The organism is Kitasatospora sp. NPDC092039 (genome assembly GCF_044756065.1).
Lineage (GTDB): Bacteria > Actinomycetota > Actinomycetes > Streptomycetales > Streptomycetaceae > Kitasatospora.
The window spans coordinates 24,485-41,976 of record NZ_JBIVSD010000016.1 but is presented as its reverse complement, the minus strand read 5'-3'; the positions used below and the strand labels follow the sequence as shown (position 1 = coordinate 41,976).

The window sequence follows — 17,492 nt, the reverse complement described above, 5'->3', positions numbered from 1 at the left end:
CAGCTTCTCGCCGAGCCGGTCGTGGCGGGCGGGCTCCTGCGCGTCGTCGGAACGGATCGGTTCGTCGTTGGTACTCACGGTCCCGAAGGTACCTCCCCCGGGCGCGGCGCGTGACGCTGCCCCGGCATGCGGAAGGCCGGGCGCCCGATGCCGCCCGGCCCCGCCGTCCCGTCGTGCTCAGCCCTTGCGGCGCTTGCGGGCCGAGGCGATCAGCAGCACCAGGCCCACGCCGACCAGCGCGGCCGGCACGACCCGCTCGCGGCGCGGCTGCCCCTGCTCGTCCACGAACTGCGCCTTGACCTTCTCCACCATGCCGCTGGCGGCCACGTACGCCCGGGCGGTCCTCTCCTCGACCGCGGCCACCGCCTTCGCCTTCACCTGGGCGGAGACGGTGCTCGGGTGGACACGGACGGCCAGCTCGTCGAGGGTCCCCGCCAGCCGGTCACGCGTCCGCTCGATGTCCGCCTCGATCTGGGCGGTCGTCCGCGCCGACTTGTCCTGCGTCCTCGCCTCGCCCACTCGGGCCACCCCATTCACTCGCCGATGTCGTTCCGCCGATCCGTGCGATCGGTGTGACTGACCCAGTGTGTCAGCTGCCGCACACGGTCGCGCGGCCCCACCCACCATCGGAGGTAAGTTTGCCGTGGTACGACCGTCCGTCCCAGCCTCCAGGAGAGTACGACCGTGACTGAGCGCCTCCAGCCCGGCGACACCGCGCCCGCCTTCAGCCTGTCCGACGCCGACGGCAACCAGGTCTCCCTCGCCGACCACGCCGGCCGCAAGGTCATCGTCTACTTCTACCCCGCCGCGCTGACCCCCGGCTGCACCAAGCAGGCCTGCGACTTCACCGACAACCTGGAGGTCCTCGCGGACGCCGGCTACGACGTCATCGGCATCTCCCCGGACAAGCCGGAGAAGCTCGGCAAGTTCCGCGAGGCCGAGAACCTCAAGGTCACCCTGCTGTCCGACCCGGACAAGACCGCGCTGGAGGCGTACGGCGCCTTCGGCGAGAAGCAGAACTACGGCCGCACCTACCTCGGCGTGATCCGCTCCACGATCGTCGTGGACGAGCAGGGCAAGGTCGAGCACGCCTTCTACAACGTGCGGGCCACCGGCCACGTCGCCAAGCTGCTGCGCGACCTCAAGGTCGGGGCCTGAGCCCTTCGGCGCCCTGAGTCCGCCGGGGCTCGCGTGCCAGGAAAGCGAAGAAGCGGTGGCGGCACACCCCCCGACCGGGTGCACCGCCACCGCCGTCCGTCACCTCGACGGGCCGGGCCGATCAGCTGATCAGCAGGCCCCGAGGTCGCTCCAGACGCCCCACGCACCGCTGGTCGCGGGGTCGTCGCCCTTGGTCCACCACTTGTTCTGGTAGTAGTGGCCCTTCCACGAGACCTTGGTGGGGGTCGCGTAGGTGGTGCCCGCGTCCCAGCTCGGGGCCGCCGTGCAGGCGCCCGAGGTCGGGGTCGCGGTCGGCGTCGCGGTCGGCGTGGCCGTGCCCGTGGGGGTCGGCGTCGGCGTCGGGGTGGCCGTCTGCGACGGGGTCGGGGTCGGCGTGCCGCCGTCCACCGCACCGCGGGTCAGGTCGCCCTTGATCCCGTACAGCGTGCCGCCCACGTTGACCGTCCAGTTCGACGGCGTGGACACCGGCAGGTAGTAGACGAAGTCCATGTCGATCGAGGCGCCCGGCGCCAGCGACTGCCAGCCCGGCAGCTTCACCGACACCCGGTTGTAGTTGCCCTTCAGACCGCCCACGTTGCCCGGGCCCGGGTTGTCCTGCTTGATGACCTGGAGGCCGAAGCCGGACTGGTCCTTGGCGTTGCCCGGGGCCGAGTTGCCGTAGTCGAACTGGAACTCGGTACCGCCCGGCAGGGTCAGCGTCGAGTTGTTGACGATGTGCAGCTTCGGGTTGATCGGGTAGTTCGAGTCGCCCAGCGCGAAGTTGGTGAACGACACGTCGACCGGCAGGGTTTGCTGCGGCAGCGTGGTCGTCGAGCGGATCGCGCCGTACGGGCTCGCCGACTTGAACTTGTCGTACATCAGCGTGGTCAGCGTGTTGCCGGGCACGTACTGGCCCTTGCCGCCGTTGGCGGTGGCGTCCCACCGGTAGTCGCCCGCGAGCTCCCAGATCATCGCGCCGCCGGCGCCCTGGTTGACGATGTAGTCCGCCTTGGCGCCCACCGACTGCTCGTCCTCGGTGGAGAGGAACACCTTCTTGGTGTCGTTCCACAGCCACGGCGCCACCAGGGCGGAGCTGTAGTTGCGGGTGTAGGTGCCCTGCAGCGCGGTGTCGGAGACGCCGTACTTGGCCAGGTAGTCGGGCAGGATGCCCTTCTCCAGGTTCTTGGCGTGCCACATCGGGTTCGACCCGGCCGGGGACTCCTTGCCCGCGTCGTCCTTGTCGTTCCAGATGTTGTCGATGCCGACCGCGCCGTCACCGCAGGCCGTCAGGCCGGAGCCCGCCGGACAGGTGGTCGCCGGGGCGGTGCCCCAGAGGCCGTTGGTGCCGCCCTGGACGTTCTTGAAGCCCCGGGTGTAGTACGGCAGGCCGACGTTGATCCGGCCGCCGGGCATCGAGCCGCGGAAGTAGTGGTACGACCAGTCGGCGTTCAGGTAGCCGATGCCGCCGTACTGCGCGGTGCCGTAGACGTTGGCGGCGGCCAGCTCGCCGTCCTTGCCGTCGTCGAACAGCGAGGCGTTCGGGCCGACGTACTTGTTCCAGGCGCCGTGCAGGTCGTACGACATGATGTTGACGTAGTCCAGGTACTTGGCCACCTGGAAGGTCTCCATGCCGCGCAGCAGGTAGCCGGAGGACGGGGCCGCGACCGACAGCAGGTAGTGCTTGCCGTCGGCGGCGCCGGCCTTGTCCAGGCTCTCGCGCAGGGTCTTCATCAGCGCCGCGTAGCCCTTGGCCAGCGAACCGCGCTTGCCGTTGGCGAGCTGCCAGTCCAGCGGGTTGCCGGCGTCCTTCATCGAGGTCGGGTACTCGTAGTCGATGTCGACGCCGTTGAAGCCGTACTTGCGGATGAAGTCGACCGAGGAGGCGGCGAAGGTGTCGATGCCGGCCTGGTTGACGCTACCGTCCGCGTTGACGGTCATCGAGTAGAAGCCGCCGGAGTTGACGCGCTTGCCGTCGTCCCCGAAGTAGCCGCCGGTCTCGGTCCAACCGCCCACCGAGATCAGGGTCTTGACGTTCGGGTACTGCTTCTTGTACTTCGTCAGCAGGTTGAAGTGGCCCTTGTACGGCAGGGTCGGGTCCAATTCGGCGCCGGGGACGCCGGGGAAGGAGATCCCGGTGGCCTCGTTGGTCGGGCCGTCGGTGCCGACCGAGAGCTTGTTGTCGCCGCCGACGTGGCCGAAGGCGTAGTTGAGGTGGGTGACCTTGTCCCAGGGGACGTCGCTCACCAGGTACGGCGCGTCGCCGTTCTTGCCGGTGCGCCAGCCGGTGAAGTAGCCGATGATGCGGCGCTGGTGGTCCGCGCCCATCTTCTCGCGGCCGCTGGTGTCGTAGACGGAGCAGTACGGGACGTCCACCCCGGCCGTCTGGTACAGGCCGTCCGGGCGGCAGGCCGCGTTGTCGACCGCCGCCGACGCCTGCGAGGGCGCCGCGCCCAGCGTCGCCATCAGCAGCCCGGCCAACGAGGCCGCGGCCAGCGAGGCCACACCGGCCCGCGCCGCCGGGCTCTTCCGGCGGTGCGCGGCGGTGGGACGCCGCTCCGCCGTGTTTCGGATCAACACTCGGTCCTCCAGGAGAGAGTGTCGGCACGTGCCTGTGGGGGAGCACGCACGTGGGGGATTGCGATTGGCGCAGAAGCTATGTGGTCTGAACCACATAGGTCAATAGGTCTGTACCAATTGGTAATCAACAGCCAAACATCACAGGTCGGAGCTCTCGGCAATCAGTCCGCCCCTGGCCGAAACCCACGCATGCCCGTAACCGAACCCCGCCCCGATCGTTCGCATACCCGGGGGACGGGCGCACGACTGCCCGAAGGGGGATGACCATGCCGGTCACGTACACCCGCGAACTGCTGGCCGCGCTCGCGGCCGAGTCCAGCAGCGTCAACGAGATGATGCGCAAGCTCGACGTGCCGATGGCGGGCGGCACGCACAGCTACCTGAGCAGGCGACTCAGGCACTTCGGCATCGACACCTCGCACTTCAAGTTCAGGGGCGACGGCCGTAGCAAGGTCGAAGCCGTTCCGAAGGATGCTCTGGCGCAGGCCGTCGCCGCGCACCGAAGCGTCCGTGGCGTGATCCTGGCTCTCGGGATGACCGACTGCGGCAACTCGCGGACGCTGGTGCGAGAGGCCATCGATTTCCACCGGCTCGACACCGGCCACTTCACCGGGCGGGCCCACAACAAGGGGCAGCGGACCGGGCCGCGGCGTACGGCCGAGGAACTGCTGGTACGGCGTCCGCCGGGAAGCCTGCGCGTCCCCGGCGATCGGCTTCGCGCCATGCTCGTCCACATCGGACACCCCGACGTCTGCGAGCTGTGCGGGACCCCTCCGACCTGGCTCGGGCAACCGATGACCCTGGAGGTCGACCACGTCAACGGCGACTGGCTCGACAACCGGCGGGAGAACCTCCGCCTGCTCTGCCCCAACTGCCACTCCATCACACCGACCTACTGCGGGCGGAACAAGAACCACGCCACCACGCAGCCACCCGCCGAATGAAAGTTGGCCTCGGTCGATCCCATCTACCGGTAGGCTGGATTCGGCGTGCGCCCGTACTCCAGCGGTAGAGAGGAGCGGTTTAGGTCCGCTTTGTCGTGGGTTCGAATCCCTCCGGGCGTACTCAGCGAAATGGCCCGCTTCCCTTCAAATCGAAGGGAAGCGGGCCATCCTCGTTTCTGCCAGGCCTCAGGCCAGGAGGGCCTTGACCACCGGGGCGAGGGCCCTGAACGCCTGGCCGCGGTGGCTGATGGCGTTCTTCTCATCGGCGGTGAGCTCGGCGCAGGTGCGGGTCTCGCCGAGGGGCTGGAGGATCGGGTCGTAGCCGAAGCCGCCGTCGCCGGCCGGGGCGGTGCGCAGGGTGCCGAGGAGGCGGCCCTCGACGACGCGCTCGGTGCCGTCGGGGAGGGCGAGGGCGGCGGCGCAGAAGAAGTGGGCGCCGCGGTGCGGTTCGGCGATGTCGGAGAGCTGGGCGAGCAGCAGGTCGAGGTTGGCGCGGTCGTCGCCGTGCCTGCCGGACCAGCGGGCGGAGAAGATGCCGGGCGCGCCGTTCAGCACGTCCACGCAGAGGCCGGAGTCGTCGGCGACGGCGGGCAGGCCGGTGGCGCGGGCCAGGGCGTGCGCCTTGAGCAGGGCGTTCTCGGCGAAGGTGACACCGGTCTCGGGGACGTCCGGGATCTCCGGGTAGGCGTCGGCGCCGACGAGTTCGACGTCCAGGCCGGCGTCCGCCAGGATGGCGCGGAGCTCGGTGACCTTGTGCTGGTTGCGGGTGGCGAGGATCAGGCGGGTGGACATATCGCCCACCCTACCGAGAGTCCGGGAACGGTCAGCCGGTGCAGACCGAGGTGAGGTTGCCGGCCGCGTCGCCGAGCGGCTTGAGGTCCGGGACCTCGTTCCGGTCCGCGGCCCGCTGCACGTTCTCGACCTGCTTCTGCAGGTCGGTCACGGCCTTGGCGACGTCGGTGTTCTTGGAGTTCTTCCCGACCTGGTCGAGGTCGTTCTTGAGCTTCTGCAGGGCCTGTCCGGCGGCGGCCGAGTCGTTGCTCGCGTTGTCGTAGGCCTTGGTGACGTCGGCGAGGTCGCCGGTGATCTTCACCGCGGTGTTGCCGCAGTCGAGCGCCTTCTGGGCGGCGGAGCAGCTCACCATGCTGAGCGGAAGGATCGCGATGAGTCCGGCCACGGCGAGGGCGGCGGGGCGGGCGATGCTCGACGGCATCCGATCCTCCTGGGGGGCGCGGGTTCCGTGGGGTGGGACGCGCGCCGGGAGGTGCGCGGTTCCCGCAGCGGGAGTGCTGCGGGAACCGTACGGTCTCCGGGCCCGGCCTGTACAGCAGGCCGACCGTTCGGCGGGCCGTTCGTCCGTGGCCGGCACGGGTGTCCGTACCGTGGCCGAACGGCCGTCCGCGCCGGTGGGCTGACCGTGCGTCCGCTCCGGTCCACGGCTGCGGGGCCCGCCCCGGTTCAACCCGCGCCGGTTTCAGCCCGCGCCGGTTTCAGCCCTGCAGGGCCTTGCGCTGGATCTCGTCCAGCTCCGCGCAGCCGAGGCTGCCGAGGTCGAGCAGCCGGTCGAGCAGGTCGCGGTCGAACGGGGCGCCCTCGGCGGTGCCCTGGACCTCGACGAAGCGGCCGTCGGAGGTGCAGACGATGTTCATGTCGGTCTCGGCGCGCACGTCCTCCTCGTACTGGAGGTCGAGCATCGGGACGCCGTCGATGATGCCGACGCTGACGGCGCTGACGCCGCCGGTGATCGGCTGGCCCTTGGCGCGCAGCAGCTTCTTGTCGCGGGCCCAGGCGACGGCGTCGACCAGGGCGACGTAGGCGCCGGTGATGGCGGCGGTGCGGGTGCCGCCGTCGGCCTGGAGGACGTCGCAGTCGAGGACGATGGTGTTCTCGGCGAGCGCGCGGTGGTCGACCACGGCGCGCAGCGAACGGCCGATGAGCCGGCTGATCTCGTGGGTGCGGCCGCCGATGCGGCCCTTGACGGCCTCGCGGTCGCCGCGGGTGTTGGTGGCGCGCGGGAGCATGGAGTACTCGGCGGTGACCCAGCCCTCGCCGCTGCCCTTGCGCCAGCGGGGCACGCCCTCGGTGACGCTGGCGGTGCACAGCACCTTGGTGTCGCCGTAGGAGATGAGGACGGAGCCTTCGGCGTGCTTGCTCCAGCCCCGTTCGATGGTGATCGGGCGGAGCTGTTCGGGGGTGCGGCCGTCGATGCGTGACATAGGCACTGAGCGTAGTCGGTCCGGGGTCCGCTTCCCGAAGCGTCGGTGCCGCGCCGCGGGCCCGCTCCCGGCCGCCGGTGCCCGGCGTCACAGCGCCCGGCTCCGGATGCGCCGCGGCCCGCCGTCCCCCTGAGCGGGTCGGCGGGCCGGGCGGCCTGAGCCCTGGTGGCTCAGCTCACATCATGTCCTCGATGTCGGCGGCGATCGGGTCGGCGTCGGTGCCGATGACGACCTGGATCGCGGTGCCCATCTTCACGACGCCGTGGGCGCCGGCGGCCTTGAGGGCGGCCTCGTCGACCAGGCCGGCGTCCTTGACCTCGGTGCGCAGGCGGGTGATGCAGCCCTCGACCTCTTCGATGTTCTCGATGCCGCCCAGACCGGCGACGATCTTCTCAGCCTTGCTGGCCATCTGGTTTCTCCCTCTGTCTCGGCCCTTCGGCGGCTCTGCCGGGTGCCGTCCTGCGCTGGTGCTGGGGTGTCCCTCGACCGTCTGGCGGTGAGGTCCGTGCCGGTGGCTGACGCGGGTTCGGCTGCGGTCGGGCCGGCGAACAGCGCGACCAGCATCACCCGTGCCGGTCCGGTCCGCCACGTTAGTCCACTTTCGGCCCATTCCGGCGGGCAGGCTCCCGATCGTCGCCCGAGGATGACGATCAGCGGGGCTCGCGCCTCCGGAGTGGGGCCTGCGTCCAAGTGGTCTACACCAATATATGTGTACTCCGAGGAACGCAGGAACGGCCCCGGGTGTTCCCGAGCCCTGCCCGAGGGTCCCGCAGGGGCCTCCGGCCGGCAACTGCTCTCGGAGGGCGAAGGATGAGTTCGGCAGGCGCCGCGGCCCCGCGGACCACGAGGTGGCACACCTTCTACGGCGGCCTCCAGAAGATGGGCCGTTCCCTGCAGCTGCCGGTCGCGGTGCTCCCCGCTGCGGGCATCCTCAACCGCCTCGGCCAGCCGGACGTGTTCGGCAAGGACGGCCTCGGCTGGAACGACGTCGCCAAGGTCTTCGCCTCCGCGGGCGGGGCGCTGCTCGACTCCTCCTTCGGCCTGCCGCTGCTGTTCTGCATCGGCGTCGCGATCGGCATGGCCAAGAAGGCCGACGGCTCGACGGCGCTGGCCGCCGTGGTCGGCTTCCTGGTCTACTACAAGGTCCTGCACGCCTTCCCGGAGAGCTGCCCGGCGGGGACGGCCCTGGTGCCGGACGCCTGGACCGGCCAGTGCGTGAGCTACTCGTCGGCGAAGGCGGCGGCCGCGACGTACCAGAACCCGGGCGTGCTGGGCGGCATCCTGATCGGCCTCCTGTCGGCCTGGCTGTGGGTCCGGTTCCACCGCACCCGGCTGGTGGACTGGCTCGGCTTCTTCAACGGCCGCCGCCTGGTGCCGATGATCACCGCCCTGGTGGGCCTGGTCGTCGCCGTGCTGGCGCTCTGGGTCTGGCCGCCGATCGGACGCGGGCTGAACGACTTCTCGCAGAACCTCTCCGACCTCGGCGCGGGCGGCGCCGGCATCTTCGGCGTCTTCAACCGCGCGCTGCTGCTGATCGGCATGCACCAGCTGCTGAACACCTTCGTCTGGTTCCAGTTCGGTGAGTTCGTCAAGCCGGACGGCACGATCGTGCACGGCGACATCCCGCGCTTCCTGGCCGGCGACCCGACGGCCGGCCAGTTCCAGTCCGGCTTCTTCCCGATCATGATGTTCGCGCTGCCGGCCGCCGCGCTGGCGATCGCGCACTCGGCGAAGCCGCACCGCCGCAAGGAGATCTACGGCCTGATGCTCTCGGTCGGCCTGACCTCCTTCGTCACGGGTGTCACCGAGCCGATCGAGTACTCCTTCGCCTACATCGCCCCGGCCCTGTACGCCGTTCACGCGCTGCTGACCGGCGCCTCGATGGCGGTGACCTGGGGGCTCGGGGTGCACGACGGGTTCAGCTTCTCGGCCGGCCTGATCGACTACGTCATCAACTGGGGGCTCGCCACCAAGCCGTGGCTGATCATCCCGATCGGCCTCGGCTTCGCCGCCGTGTACTACGCGCTCTTCCGGTTCATCATCGTCAAATTCAACCTGAAAACACCCGGCCGGGAGGACGAGGCCGAGGTCGAGGACGTCACCAAGGCCTGAAACCGGGCCGCCCCGGCGTTATCCCCGCATTGACCCCCGGACCGCCCCGGCCCGGGGGCCTTCGGCATTTCGGAAAGCCCGGCCGCCCCGGCGGCGACGCGCCCAACGCCGCTGGCAGGGCACCGTGTGCTTTTGTTGCGCGATTAGCCAAAATCGATTTTGTTGCGCAATCGGCCAAAGTCCCAATCGCGGTCGACTACCATGATCGCCATTCGGTAAGTAGGTTTCGATTTCATAGCGCTTCCCGGTGACAGCGCTTTCCGGGGTTCCTCGACTTCTCCACCCGTGCTACAAAACTGGTCTACACCACGTGTGGTGTAGACCAGTTCGCGGTTGGCCCCCTGTGCCTCCCCCCGACCGACCGCCATGCCGTTAGGAACCCACCCCCATGAGTCAGTCTGCGCAGGCACCGGCGCCCGCCACGGCTCCGGCTTCGCCAAGCCCCGCCAAGAAGTTCGGCCAGAACCTCCTCCAGGGTCTGCAGAAGATCGGCCGCAGCCTCCAGCTGCCCATCGCGGTGCTCCCCGCCGCCGGTCTGCTGATGCGTCTCGGCCAGGACGACGTGTTCGGCAAGGACGGCCTCGGCTGGAACAAGGTCGCCTCGGTCTTCGCCACCGCCGGTGACGGCGTCTTCGCCAACCTGCCGCTGCTCTTCGCGGTGGGCATCGCGATCGGCTTCGCCAAGAAGGCGGACGGCTCCACCGCCCTCGCCGCGCTGGTCGGCTTCCTGGTCTACAAGAACGTCCTCACCGCGTTCCCGGTCTCCGAGGGGCACGTCGACGGCACCAAGTGGGTCAAGCCCGTCTACCAGGACCCGGGCGTGCTCGGCGGCATCGTGATCGGCCTGCTGGCCGCGGTGCTGTGGCAGAAGTACCACCGCACCAAGCTGGTCGACTGGCTCGGCTTCTTCAACGGCCGCCGCCTGGTCCCGATCATGATGGCCTTCGTCGGCACCGGCGTCGGCGTCTTCTTCGGTCTGGCCTGGGGCCCGATCGGTGACGCCGTCAAGAGCCTGAACGACTCCCTGATCGGCGCCGGCGCGTTCGGTGCCGGCGCGTTCGGCCTGGTCAACCGCGGTCTGCTGCCGGTCGGCATGCACCAGTTCGTGAACTCCTTCGCCTGGTTCCAGACCGGCGACTTCACCAAGCCCGACGGCACCGTCGTGCACGGCGACCTGACCCGCTTCTTCGCGGGCGACCCGACCGCCGGACAGTTCATGTCGGGCTTCTACCCGATCATGATGTTCGCGCTGCCCGCCGCCGCGCTGGCCATCGCCCACGCCGCCAAGCCGCACCGCCGCAAGGCCGTCACCGGCATGATGGTGTCGCTGGCCCTGACCTCCTTCGTCACCGGTGTCACCGAGCCGATCGAGTTCGCCTTCGTCTTCATCGCCCCGGTCCTGTACGTCATCCACGCGCTGCTCACCGCCGTCTCGATGACCGTCACCTGGGCGCTCGGCGTGCACGACGGCTTCACCTTCTCCGGCGGCCTGATCGACTACGCGCTGGCCTGGAACAAGGCCACCGACCCATGGATGATCATCCCGCTCGGCCTGGTCTTCGCCGCGGTCTACTACTTCCTGTTCCGCTTCGCGATCACCAAGTTCAACCTCAAGACCCCCGGTCGCGAGGACGACGACGAGATCGAGGACGTCACCAAGGCCTGACGCCCGCGTCACCGCCCGCCTCGAAGACCTCGCTCCGAAGGCCCCGCCCCGCCGCTCCCCCAGCGGCGGCGCGGGGCCTTCGGCGTACCCCGGGCCCGTGCCACGCGTGGGAACGGCGGTTGACGAACCGACGGACGCCCTGGTCAACTGAAGCGGTGAACGCCTCGTGCCCGCTGGTCACCCGCAGCCACATCGACTTCGGTCGCGTGTGGTCCGCGGCATGTCGCGGCTGAGCTGACCGTTCCCCCACCGCCGCCCGGCTGACGTCCCGCCCGGCGCCGGTCCTTCCCCTCCCCGCCCGTACGGGCTCCGCCCGCGGGCCGCCACCGCGCTCCGGCGCGTCCCGCGCGCTCCCGCGCCCCCGTGTCCCCGCACGGCCGCGCCGGTGTCCGCACGCGTCCGCACGAGGAAGTCAGGCTCACCATGCCCCGCCAGTTGCACCTGTCCGCCGCCCTCGACAGCCCCGGCCGCTTCGACGCCGGGCACTACGCCTACCTCGCCCGCCTCGCCGAGCGGGCCACCCTGGACTTCGTCACCCTCGACGACTCCTTCGCCGCCGCGCCGAGCCGTCCCGACGCGCTCGCCGCCCTCGCCCGGATCGCCCCGTTGACCGACCGGGTGGGGCTGGTGCCGACCGTCACCACCACCCACACCGAGCCCTTCCACACCTCGATCTCGGTCAACACCCTGGACTGGGCGAGCGAGGGCCGGGCCGGCTGGCTGGTCGGCGTCTCCACGACCGAGGCCGAGGCGCGGGCCTTCGGCCGCCGACCGGTCGCCGCCGGGGACGAGCTGTGGGCCGAGGCCGCCGACGCCGTCGAGGTGGCCGCCCGGCTCTGGGACAGCTGGGAGGACGACGCGGAGATCCGCGACACCGCCACCGGCCGGTTCGTCGACCGCGACAAGCTGCACCACATCGACTTCGCGGGCCCGCGGTTCTCGGTCCGCGGCCCGTCCATCACCCCGCGCCCGCCGCAGGGCCGCCCCGTGGTCGCGGTGCCGGTCGACGCCGCCGACCTCGCGCCGGACGCCTCCCCGGGCGGCCGCGCCCGGGTCGCCGCCGCGATCCGGCACGCCGACGTGGTGCTGCTCGACGCCCCCGACCGCGCCACCCGGTTGGGCGCCGCCACCGAACTGCGGCTGCGGGCCGGCGAGGGCCTTCGCATCCTCGCCCGGCTCGGCACCGCCGTGTCCGCCCTGCCCGACCGGGCCGCCGACGAACGGCTGCTCGCCGAACTCACCGCGACCGGCACCGGCGTCGACGGATTCCACCTCTCCCCCGCCGACCCGCCGCGCGACCTGGCCGCGCTGGCCGACCGGATCGCGCCCGCCCTGCGCTCCGCCGGACTGCTGCGCGCCGGGTACACCGGCCGCACCCTGCGCGACCACCTCGGCCTGGCCCGCCCGGCCAGCCGCTACGCCGCCCGTCCCGCCGACGCCTCCACCGCGTCCCCCGCCCTCGCCGAGGTGACCCGATGACGGACCGACCGCTCAAGCGGATCCACCTCGCCGCGCACTTCCCCGGCGTCAACAACACCACGGTGTGGAGCGACCCGGCGGCCGGCAGCCACATCGAGTTCTCCTCCTTCCGCCACCTCGCGCAGACCGCCGAGCGCGGCAGGTTCGACTTCCTCTTCCTCGCCGAGGGCCTGCGGCTGCGCGAGACCAAGGGCCTCATCCACGACCTCGACGTGGTCGGCCGCCCCGAGTCGATCACCGTGCTGAACGCGCTGGCCGCCGTCACCGAGCGGCTCGGCCTGGCCGCCACCGTCAACGCGACCTTCAACGAGCCGTACGAACTGGCCCGCCGCTTCGCCTCGCTGGACCACCTCTCCGGCGGCCGCGCGGCCTGGAACGTGGTCACCTCCTCGGACGCCTTCACCGGGGAGAACTTCCGCCGCGGCGGCTACCTGGACCGCGCCGACCGCTACACCCGGGCCGCCGAATTCGTCCAGCTGGCACGGGAGTTCTGGGACGCCGGGGAGGAGCCCGTCCGGCACTCGGGGCCGCAGTTCGAGGTCGAGGGCCGGCTCTCGCTGCCCCGGCCGCCGCAGGGCCACCCGGTGGTGATCCAGGCCGGGGACTCCGACGAGGGGCGCGAGTTCGCCGCCGCCACCGCCGACGTGGTCTTCTCCCGGCACTCCACCCTCGCCGACGGCCAGGCCTTCCACGCCGACGTCAAGCGCCGGCTCGCCGCGTACGGGCGCAAGCCGGACGAGCTGAAGATCATGCCCGGGGCCACCTTCGTCCTCGGCGACACCGACGCCGAGGCGGCCGAGCGGGCTCGGGAGGTCCGCCGGGCCCAGGTGAGCCCGCAGACCGCGATCGCCTTCCTGGAGCAGGTCTGGGGCGTCGACCTCTCCGACCACGACCCGGACGGACCGCTGCCGGCCGTCGACCCCGACCCGGACAGCGCCCTGGTCCAGGGCCGGGTGCGGCACGCCGACCCGGTCGCCGTCGCCGAACGGTGGCGGGCGGTGGCCGCGGAGAAGAAGCTGACCAGCCGCGAACTGGTGATCGAGGTGACCGGGCGGCAGTCCTTCATCGGCTCGCCCGCCACCGTCGCCGCGCGGATCGACCACTTCGTGCAGAACGACGCGGCCGACGGCTTCATCCTCGTCCCGCACCTCACCCCGGGCGGCTTGGACGAGTTCGTCGACCGGGTGGTGCCGCTGCTCCAGGAGCGCGGGGTGTTCCGCACCGACTACACCGGCCCCACCCTGCGGGACCACCTCGGGCTGCCGGTCCCCGGGCGGCGCTGAGCGGGTGGGCCTCAGATCCAGCCGCGCCGAGCGGCGTGCACGCCGGCCTGGAAGCGGCTCTCCGCGCCCAGGCCGGCGGTCAGTTCGGCGACCAGCCGGCGCACCGTACGCTCCGACACCTCCAGCTTGCGCGCGATCGCCGCGTCCGTCAGACCGGCCGCCAGCAGGCGCAGCACGGCGAGTTGACGATCCGTCATCTCCGTTTCGCCTGGCCCCAGTTCGGGCGGCGTCCAGGCGGCGGACCAGAAGTACTCGAACAGCTCCGCGACCAGCGCCACCAGGGCCGGTTCGCGGACCACCACCGCCGCCCCGGCGCCCTGGGGGTGGCCGTCCGGCCCGGCGCCGGGCGCGGGCAGGATCGCCAGCCGGGCGTCCACCACGATCAGCCAGAGCGGCAGCGAGTGCGCCGCCCTGATCCGGGCGCCGGCCCCGGTCAGCTCCCGGACGTGCGCCAGCACGGCGGGGCGGCGCAGCGCGGCGGCCGGGTAGATGGTGCGCAGGGCGGCGCCGTGGGCGAGGGCGAGGCGTTCGCGGGCGAGTTTGCCGGCCAGGGCGGGGCCGGAGAGGTCCTGGCCGGGGCGCAGTGAGAGGGCTTCGGTGCGGGCGCCGCGGGCGGCGTCCTCCAGCAGGGCGGCGATCCGGTCGGTGCCGCGGACGAGTTCGAGGCCGGTGTCGGCGCGGTGGCGCTGCTGGAGGGGCAGGTAGCCGGTGTGCAGCCGGTCGACGGAGTCGCGGGCCCGGCGCAGTGCGGCGACCAGGTCGGTGACCCGGGCGTCGGCGTCGAGCAGGAGTTGGCGTACGGCGGTGTCCACGGAGACCGCGGTGTCCGCCGGGGCGTCGTCCGCGCCACCTGGGCCGGCGGCCGGCTGGAGCAGGCCGAGCGCGCGCAGTTCGGCGGTGGCGGCGGCCAGCCGGGGGGCGGCCCAGTCGGGACGGAGGGACTCGGGCGCCCGGCCGGGTTCGGCGAGCAGCCGGGCGTAGAGCTGGGTGGCGTCGGTGCCGGTGGTGCTCTCCATCGGCGCAGCCTAGTGAGGGCGGGGCGGCGGCGGTCGGGGGTTTCCGCTCCGCGAGACGGCGGCGGGCCGGGCCGTGGCAGGGGGGGGTGAAGTCCGTTTCGCGGTACGGCGTTTCCGCTCCCGGTCATGACCGGTTCCGGTCGGCTCCGACGGGCTGACCCGCGGGCCGGCGCCGCGCAGGATGTCCGGCATGGCTATCACCGAAGCTTCGACGATCTGGTGGAACGGCGCCCTGGTGCCCTGGCAGGAGGCCCGGGTGCACGTCCTCGCCCACGGCCTGCACTACGGCACGGGGGTGCTGGAGGGCACCCGGGTGTTCGCCACGGCGGACGGCCCGGCGGTGTTCCGGCTGCCCGAGCACCTGCGCCGGCTGCACCGCAGCGCCCGGATGATCCGGATGGACCTCCCGTACGGCGTCGCCGACCTGACCAGGGCGACGGTGGAGCTGGTGCGCGCCAACGGCCACCAGGACTGCTACCTGCGGCACTTCGCCTTCCTCGGCTACGGCACGATGGGCATCGACATGCGCCACTCACCGGTCGACGTGTCGATCGCGAGCTGGGAGTGGCGGGGCCAACTCCCGCAGGGAGAGGGCGGGATCACGCTGAAGACGAGCAGCTGGCGGCGGAACGACCCGAACGCGGTGCCGCCCGCCGCGAAGGCCACCGGCCCGTACCTGAACTCGGTGCTCGCCCGCCGGGAGGCCAACGACGCGGGCTACGACGAGGCGTTGCTGCTCGGGCCGGACGGCGCGGTGAGCGAGTGCACCGGGGAGAACGTGTTCGCCGTCCGGGACGGGGTGCTGCGCACTCCCCCGTCGAGCGCGGGCGCCCTGGAGGGCATCACCCAGGACACCCTGCTCACCCTGGCCCGTGACCTGGGTGTCGAGGTGCGGGTGGAGGGCCTGCTGCGCTCGGACCTCTACGCGGCGGACGAGCTGTTCGTCTGCGGTACGGCGGCCGGTGTCATCCCGGTCCGCGCACTGGACGACCGTGCCCTGCCCGAATCGCCCGGTCCGGTGACCGGGCGGCTGCGGGAGGCCTACCGGGCGGCCGTGTCCGGCGCCGATCCGCGCTACCGGCACTGGCTGACGCCGGTGGGGTGACCGGTGCGCGGCCCGCCCGGTCGCACCGGGCCGGGCCCCGCGGGCGTGCTCAGATCTCGTACACCGCGCCGGCCCGGGCGATCTCGACCGGCCCGGGGTAGGCGGCCGCGGCGTCCCGGCGGTTGTGCTCGGCGTCGGTCCACGGGGGGATGTGGGTGAGGACGAGGCGGCGGGCGCCGGCCGCGGCGGCGTGCTCGCCCGCCTCGCGGCCGTTGAGGTGGACGGCCCGGTAGGTGTCGCGGCCGTCGATGTAGGCGGCCTCGCAGAGGAAGAGGTCGGTGTCGCGGGCGAGTTCGACGAGTTCGGCGCTCTCGCCGGTGTCCCCGCTGTAGACCAGCGAGCGGCCGTCGTGCTCCAGCCGGAAGGCGAAGGCGTCGACGGGGTGGTTGACCTGGGCGACGCCGATCCGGAACGGGCCGAGTTCGAAACTGCCGGGGGTGAGGGCGCGGAACTCGAACACCTCCTTCATCCCGGGGTTCTCCGGCATGTCGTAGGCACGGGCGAGCCGCTCGGCGGTGCCGGCCGGGCCGTACACGGGCAACAGCTCGGGGCAGCCCTCGGCGCGGTAGTTGCGGGCCACCCAGTAGGCGCACAGGTCGACGCAGTGGTCGGCGTGCAGGTGGCTGAGCAGGACGGCGTCGACGTCGTAGAGGCCGGTGTAGTTCTGGAGGGCGCCGAGGGCTCCGTTGCCGAGGTCGAGGACGACGCGGTAGCCGTCGGCCTCGACCAGGTAGCTGGAGCAGGGCGAGTCGGCGGACGGGAAGCTCCCCGAGCACCCCACCACGGTCAGTTTCATCCGAGCCCCTCCGCCCCGAAACATCCTGGCTGCTGCTGGAAAACGGCATCGCCGTCCTCCACCGGTGCCGGTGGAAAACAGCATGGAAAACGGCAGGCCGGGCCCGGTGGACCGGCCGGTGGCACTGCGTTGGTGTGTCGAGGGTAAGGGCGGAGCGGCACTTTGCCCCCGTCCCCGTGCCGGGCTGTGGGCGGAATCACCAGAACGCCCGGGGCGGGGGCGCGGGCGGTTGACGGGCCGGGGATCAGCGGCGCCGGGGGCGGTTGCGGGCCCAGGTGCGGATGGTGAACGGGTACCAGCGCGGGTGTCCGCTGCCGTCGACGACGTCCGGGTCGGGCAGCAGCCGGTGCCGGCGGTAGCTGCGGACGGTCTCGCGCCGGACGTTGAGGTGGCGGGCGATCTCGGCGTAGGACCACAGCTCGGGGCCAGGGGTCACGGGGGCACCTCCGGGGGGACGGGGGCGGACGTTCGTGACGCAGCCTCGCCGGGAACGGCCGGGCCTCCGGGCGCGGAACGGGCGGTGTGGCAGTTCCGTGACGAACCGGGAGCAATGCGCGGACAAAGGACCGGCCGGCGCGGTCTGCGCGCCGGTGGCGTTCGCCTCCGGCCCGGTCGGCCCGCTGGTGGCCTTCGCCCCGGCTTGGTCGGCCCGCTGGTGGCCTTCGCCCCCGGCCCGGTACGGTTCGCCGCATGAACGGCATGACCGCCACCTGGCTCGTCCTGGCGCTGCTGGGCGTCGCGCTGCTGGCCGCCGCCGCGGCGGCGCTGGTCCGGCGCACCCGTCCGGCCCCGCGCCCGGCCGGGCCGACCGGTCCGCGGACCGGGGGCGTCCCGCAGCCGCGGGAGATCTGGTGGGCGCAGGTGCCGTTCGAGGACGGGCCCGGCTCCAAGGACCGCCCGTGCCTGGTGCTGCGGGTGCACGGCCGGACGGCCACCGTCGCGAAGATCACTAGCAGGCACCGCGCCGAGCGTCCTGGCGTGCTGCCGCTGCCGCCCGGGTCGGTGGGCGACCGGCAGGGCCGGACCAGCTGGCTGGAGACGGACGAGCTGCGCGAGGTGCCGCTGTCGGCGTTCCGCCGCCGGTCCGGCACGGTGGACGGGCAGGTCTGGGCCCGGGCCCGGCGGGCGATGCAGCGCTGA

General features: G+C 72.1%; 17 protein-coding genes and 1 tRNA gene. 9 read left to right on the top strand and 9 right to left on the bottom strand.

Going from position 1 to position 17,492, the window contains the following annotated elements; genetic code table 11:
* Positions 1–177 precede the first annotated feature (177 nt).
* Positions 178–519, bottom strand: coding sequence for a DUF3618 domain-containing protein (locus ACIQI7_RS27670; protein ID WP_401114713.1), 342 nt, complete (start codon positions 517–519; stop codon positions 178–180).
* Positions 520–684: 165 nt separating this feature from the next.
* On the opposite strand from ACIQI7_RS27670, the gene bcp reads away from it, so the two are divergent.
* Positions 685–1,158, top strand: coding sequence for a thioredoxin-dependent thiol peroxidase (gene bcp / locus ACIQI7_RS27665; RefSeq protein ID WP_387756924.1), 474 nt, complete (start codon positions 685–687; stop codon positions 1,156–1,158).
* 129 nt (positions 1,159–1,287) lie between these two features.
* On the opposite strand, the gene ACIQI7_RS27660 is transcribed toward bcp, so the two are convergent.
* Entirely contained in the window at positions 1,288–3,621 is a 2,334-nt protein-coding gene (locus tag ACIQI7_RS27660; protein WP_401115104.1) for a chitinase C-terminal domain-containing protein, read from the bottom strand.
* A 380-nt stretch (positions 3,622–4,001) separates the two neighbouring features.
* On the opposite strand from ACIQI7_RS27660, the gene ACIQI7_RS27655 reads away from it, so the two are divergent.
* Positions 4,002–4,679: an HNH endonuclease gene (locus ACIQI7_RS27655; RefSeq protein WP_401114710.1), complete on the top strand. Its 678-nt coding sequence runs from the start codon at positions 4,002–4,004 to the stop codon at positions 4,677–4,679.
* 47 nt (positions 4,680–4,726) lie between these two features.
* A tRNA-Leu gene (locus ACIQI7_RS27650) sits at positions 4,727–4,799 on the top strand.
* A gap of 66 nt (positions 4,800–4,865) precedes the next feature.
* Here the strand turns inward: ACIQI7_RS27650 and rdgB are convergent.
* The 4 genes from rdgB to ACIQI7_RS27630 form a co-directional block, all read right to left on the bottom strand.
* Positions 4,866–5,471, bottom strand: coding sequence for an RdgB/HAM1 family non-canonical purine NTP pyrophosphatase (gene rdgB / locus ACIQI7_RS27645; RefSeq protein WP_401114708.1), 606 nt, complete (start codon positions 5,469–5,471; stop codon positions 4,866–4,868).
* A gap of 31 nt (positions 5,472–5,502) precedes the next feature.
* Positions 5,503–5,892 carry a hypothetical protein gene (locus ACIQI7_RS27640; protein WP_401114705.1) on the bottom strand — a complete coding sequence of 130 codons (390 nt, stop codon included), beginning with the start codon at positions 5,890–5,892 and terminating at the stop codon, positions 5,503–5,505.
* A gap of 277 nt (positions 5,893–6,169) precedes the next feature.
* The gene (gene rph / locus ACIQI7_RS27635) at positions 6,170–6,895 is read right to left on the bottom strand and encodes a ribonuclease PH (protein ID WP_387756921.1); all 726 of its coding nucleotides are present in this window, start codon (positions 6,893–6,895) and stop codon (positions 6,170–6,172) included.
* 175 nt (positions 6,896–7,070) lie between these two features.
* Positions 7,071–7,304 carry a glucose PTS transporter subunit EIIB gene (locus ACIQI7_RS27630; protein WP_401114701.1) on the bottom strand — a complete coding sequence of 78 codons (234 nt, stop codon included), beginning with the start codon at positions 7,302–7,304 and terminating at the stop codon, positions 7,071–7,073.
* A 401-nt stretch (positions 7,305–7,705) separates the two neighbouring features.
* Here ACIQI7_RS27630 and ACIQI7_RS27625 point away from each other — a divergent pair, with 401 nt between their 5' ends.
* The 4 genes from ACIQI7_RS27625 (at position 7,706) to ACIQI7_RS27610 (ending at position 13,435) form a co-directional block, all read left to right on the top strand.
* Positions 7,706–9,007: a PTS transporter subunit EIIC gene (locus ACIQI7_RS27625; protein ID WP_387756920.1), complete on the top strand. Its 1,302-nt coding sequence runs from the start codon at positions 7,706–7,708 to the stop codon at positions 9,005–9,007.
* Positions 9,008–9,395: 388 nt separating this feature from the next.
* Positions 9,396–10,673 carry a PTS transporter subunit EIIC gene (locus ACIQI7_RS27620; protein ID WP_387756919.1) on the top strand — a complete coding sequence of 426 codons (1,278 nt, stop codon included), beginning with the start codon at positions 9,396–9,398 and terminating at the stop codon, positions 10,671–10,673.
* 423 nt (positions 10,674–11,096) lie between these two features.
* Positions 11,097–12,152 (top strand): LLM class flavin-dependent oxidoreductase, encoded by a 1,056-nt coding sequence (locus ACIQI7_RS27615; RefSeq protein ID WP_401114697.1) that lies wholly within the window; start codon positions 11,097–11,099, stop codon positions 12,150–12,152.
* Positions 12,149–13,435: an LLM class flavin-dependent oxidoreductase gene (locus tag ACIQI7_RS27610; RefSeq protein ID WP_387756917.1), complete on the top strand. Its 1,287-nt coding sequence runs from the start codon at positions 12,149–12,151 to the stop codon at positions 13,433–13,435. Before ACIQI7_RS27615 ends, ACIQI7_RS27610 begins: the two co-directional genes overlap by 4 nt.
* Before the next feature lie 11 nt (positions 13,436–13,446).
* On the opposite strand, the gene ACIQI7_RS27605 is transcribed toward ACIQI7_RS27610, so the two are convergent.
* Positions 13,447–14,451, bottom strand: coding sequence for a response regulator transcription factor (locus ACIQI7_RS27605; protein ID WP_401114693.1), 1,005 nt, complete (start codon positions 14,449–14,451; stop codon positions 13,447–13,449).
* 190 nt (positions 14,452–14,641) lie between these two features.
* On the opposite strand from ACIQI7_RS27605, the gene ACIQI7_RS27600 reads away from it, so the two are divergent.
* Positions 14,642–15,556 carry a branched-chain amino acid transaminase gene (locus tag ACIQI7_RS27600; protein WP_401114690.1) on the top strand — a complete coding sequence of 305 codons (915 nt, stop codon included), beginning with the start codon at positions 14,642–14,644 and terminating at the stop codon, positions 15,554–15,556.
* Between the two features lie 49 nt (positions 15,557–15,605).
* Here ACIQI7_RS27600 and ACIQI7_RS27595 read toward each other — a convergent pair whose 3' ends face one another.
* The gene (locus tag ACIQI7_RS27595) at positions 15,606–16,352 is read right to left on the bottom strand and encodes an MBL fold metallo-hydrolase (RefSeq protein WP_387756914.1); all 747 of its coding nucleotides are present in this window, start codon (positions 16,350–16,352) and stop codon (positions 15,606–15,608) included.
* Between the two features lie 244 nt (positions 16,353–16,596).
* Positions 16,597–16,788, bottom strand: coding sequence for a MarR family transcriptional regulator (locus tag ACIQI7_RS27590; RefSeq protein ID WP_387756913.1), 192 nt, complete (start codon positions 16,786–16,788; stop codon positions 16,597–16,599).
* A gap of 254 nt (positions 16,789–17,042) precedes the next feature.
* Between ACIQI7_RS27590 and ACIQI7_RS27585 the strand changes: the two genes are divergently transcribed.
* Complete coding sequence (locus tag ACIQI7_RS27585; RefSeq protein ID WP_401114686.1) at positions 17,043–17,492, top strand: type II toxin-antitoxin system PemK/MazF family toxin; 450 nt, start codon at positions 17,043–17,045, stop codon at positions 17,490–17,492.

Bases quoted from the DNA above. Each gene is read 5' to 3' on its own strand.
- ACIQI7_RS27620 (WP_387756919.1), top strand. From the start codon at position 9,396: ATGAGTCAGTCTGCGCAGGCACCGGCGCCCGCCACGGCTCCGGCTTCG.
- ACIQI7_RS27625 (WP_387756920.1), top strand. From the start codon at position 7,706: ATGAGTTCGGCAGGCGCCGCGGCCCCGCGGACCACGAGGTGGCACACC.
- ACIQI7_RS27605 (WP_401114693.1), bottom strand. From the start codon at position 14,451: ATGGAGAGCACCACCGGCACCGACGCCACCCAGCTCTACGCCCGGCTG.
- rdgB (WP_401114708.1), bottom strand. From the start codon at position 5,471: ATGTCCACCCGCCTGATCCTCGCCACCCGCAACCAGCACAAGGTCACC.
- ACIQI7_RS27585 (WP_401114686.1), top strand. From the start codon at position 17,043: ATGAACGGCATGACCGCCACCTGGCTCGTCCTGGCGCTGCTGGGCGTC.
- ACIQI7_RS27615 (WP_401114697.1), top strand. From the start codon at position 11,097: ATGCCCCGCCAGTTGCACCTGTCCGCCGCCCTCGACAGCCCCGGCCGC.
- ACIQI7_RS27610 (WP_387756917.1), top strand. From the start codon at position 12,149: ATGACGGACCGACCGCTCAAGCGGATCCACCTCGCCGCGCACTTCCCC.
- ACIQI7_RS27660 (WP_401115104.1), bottom strand. From the start codon at position 3,621: ATGGCGACGCTGGGCGCGGCGCCCTCGCAGGCGTCGGCGGCGGTCGAC.
- ACIQI7_RS27600 (WP_401114690.1), top strand. From the start codon at position 14,642: ATGGCTATCACCGAAGCTTCGACGATCTGGTGGAACGGCGCCCTGGTG.
- rph (WP_387756921.1), bottom strand. From the start codon at position 6,895: ATGTCACGCATCGACGGCCGCACCCCCGAACAGCTCCGCCCGATCACC.
- ACIQI7_RS27655 (WP_401114710.1), top strand. From the start codon at position 4,002: ATGCCGGTCACGTACACCCGCGAACTGCTGGCCGCGCTCGCGGCCGAG.
- ACIQI7_RS27630 (WP_401114701.1), bottom strand. From the start codon at position 7,304: ATGGCCAGCAAGGCTGAGAAGATCGTCGCCGGTCTGGGCGGCATCGAG.
- ACIQI7_RS27640 (WP_401114705.1), bottom strand. From the start codon at position 5,892: ATGCCGTCGAGCATCGCCCGCCCCGCCGCCCTCGCCGTGGCCGGACTC.
- ACIQI7_RS27595 (WP_387756914.1), bottom strand. From the start codon at position 16,352: ATGAAACTGACCGTGGTGGGGTGCTCGGGGAGCTTCCCGTCCGCCGAC.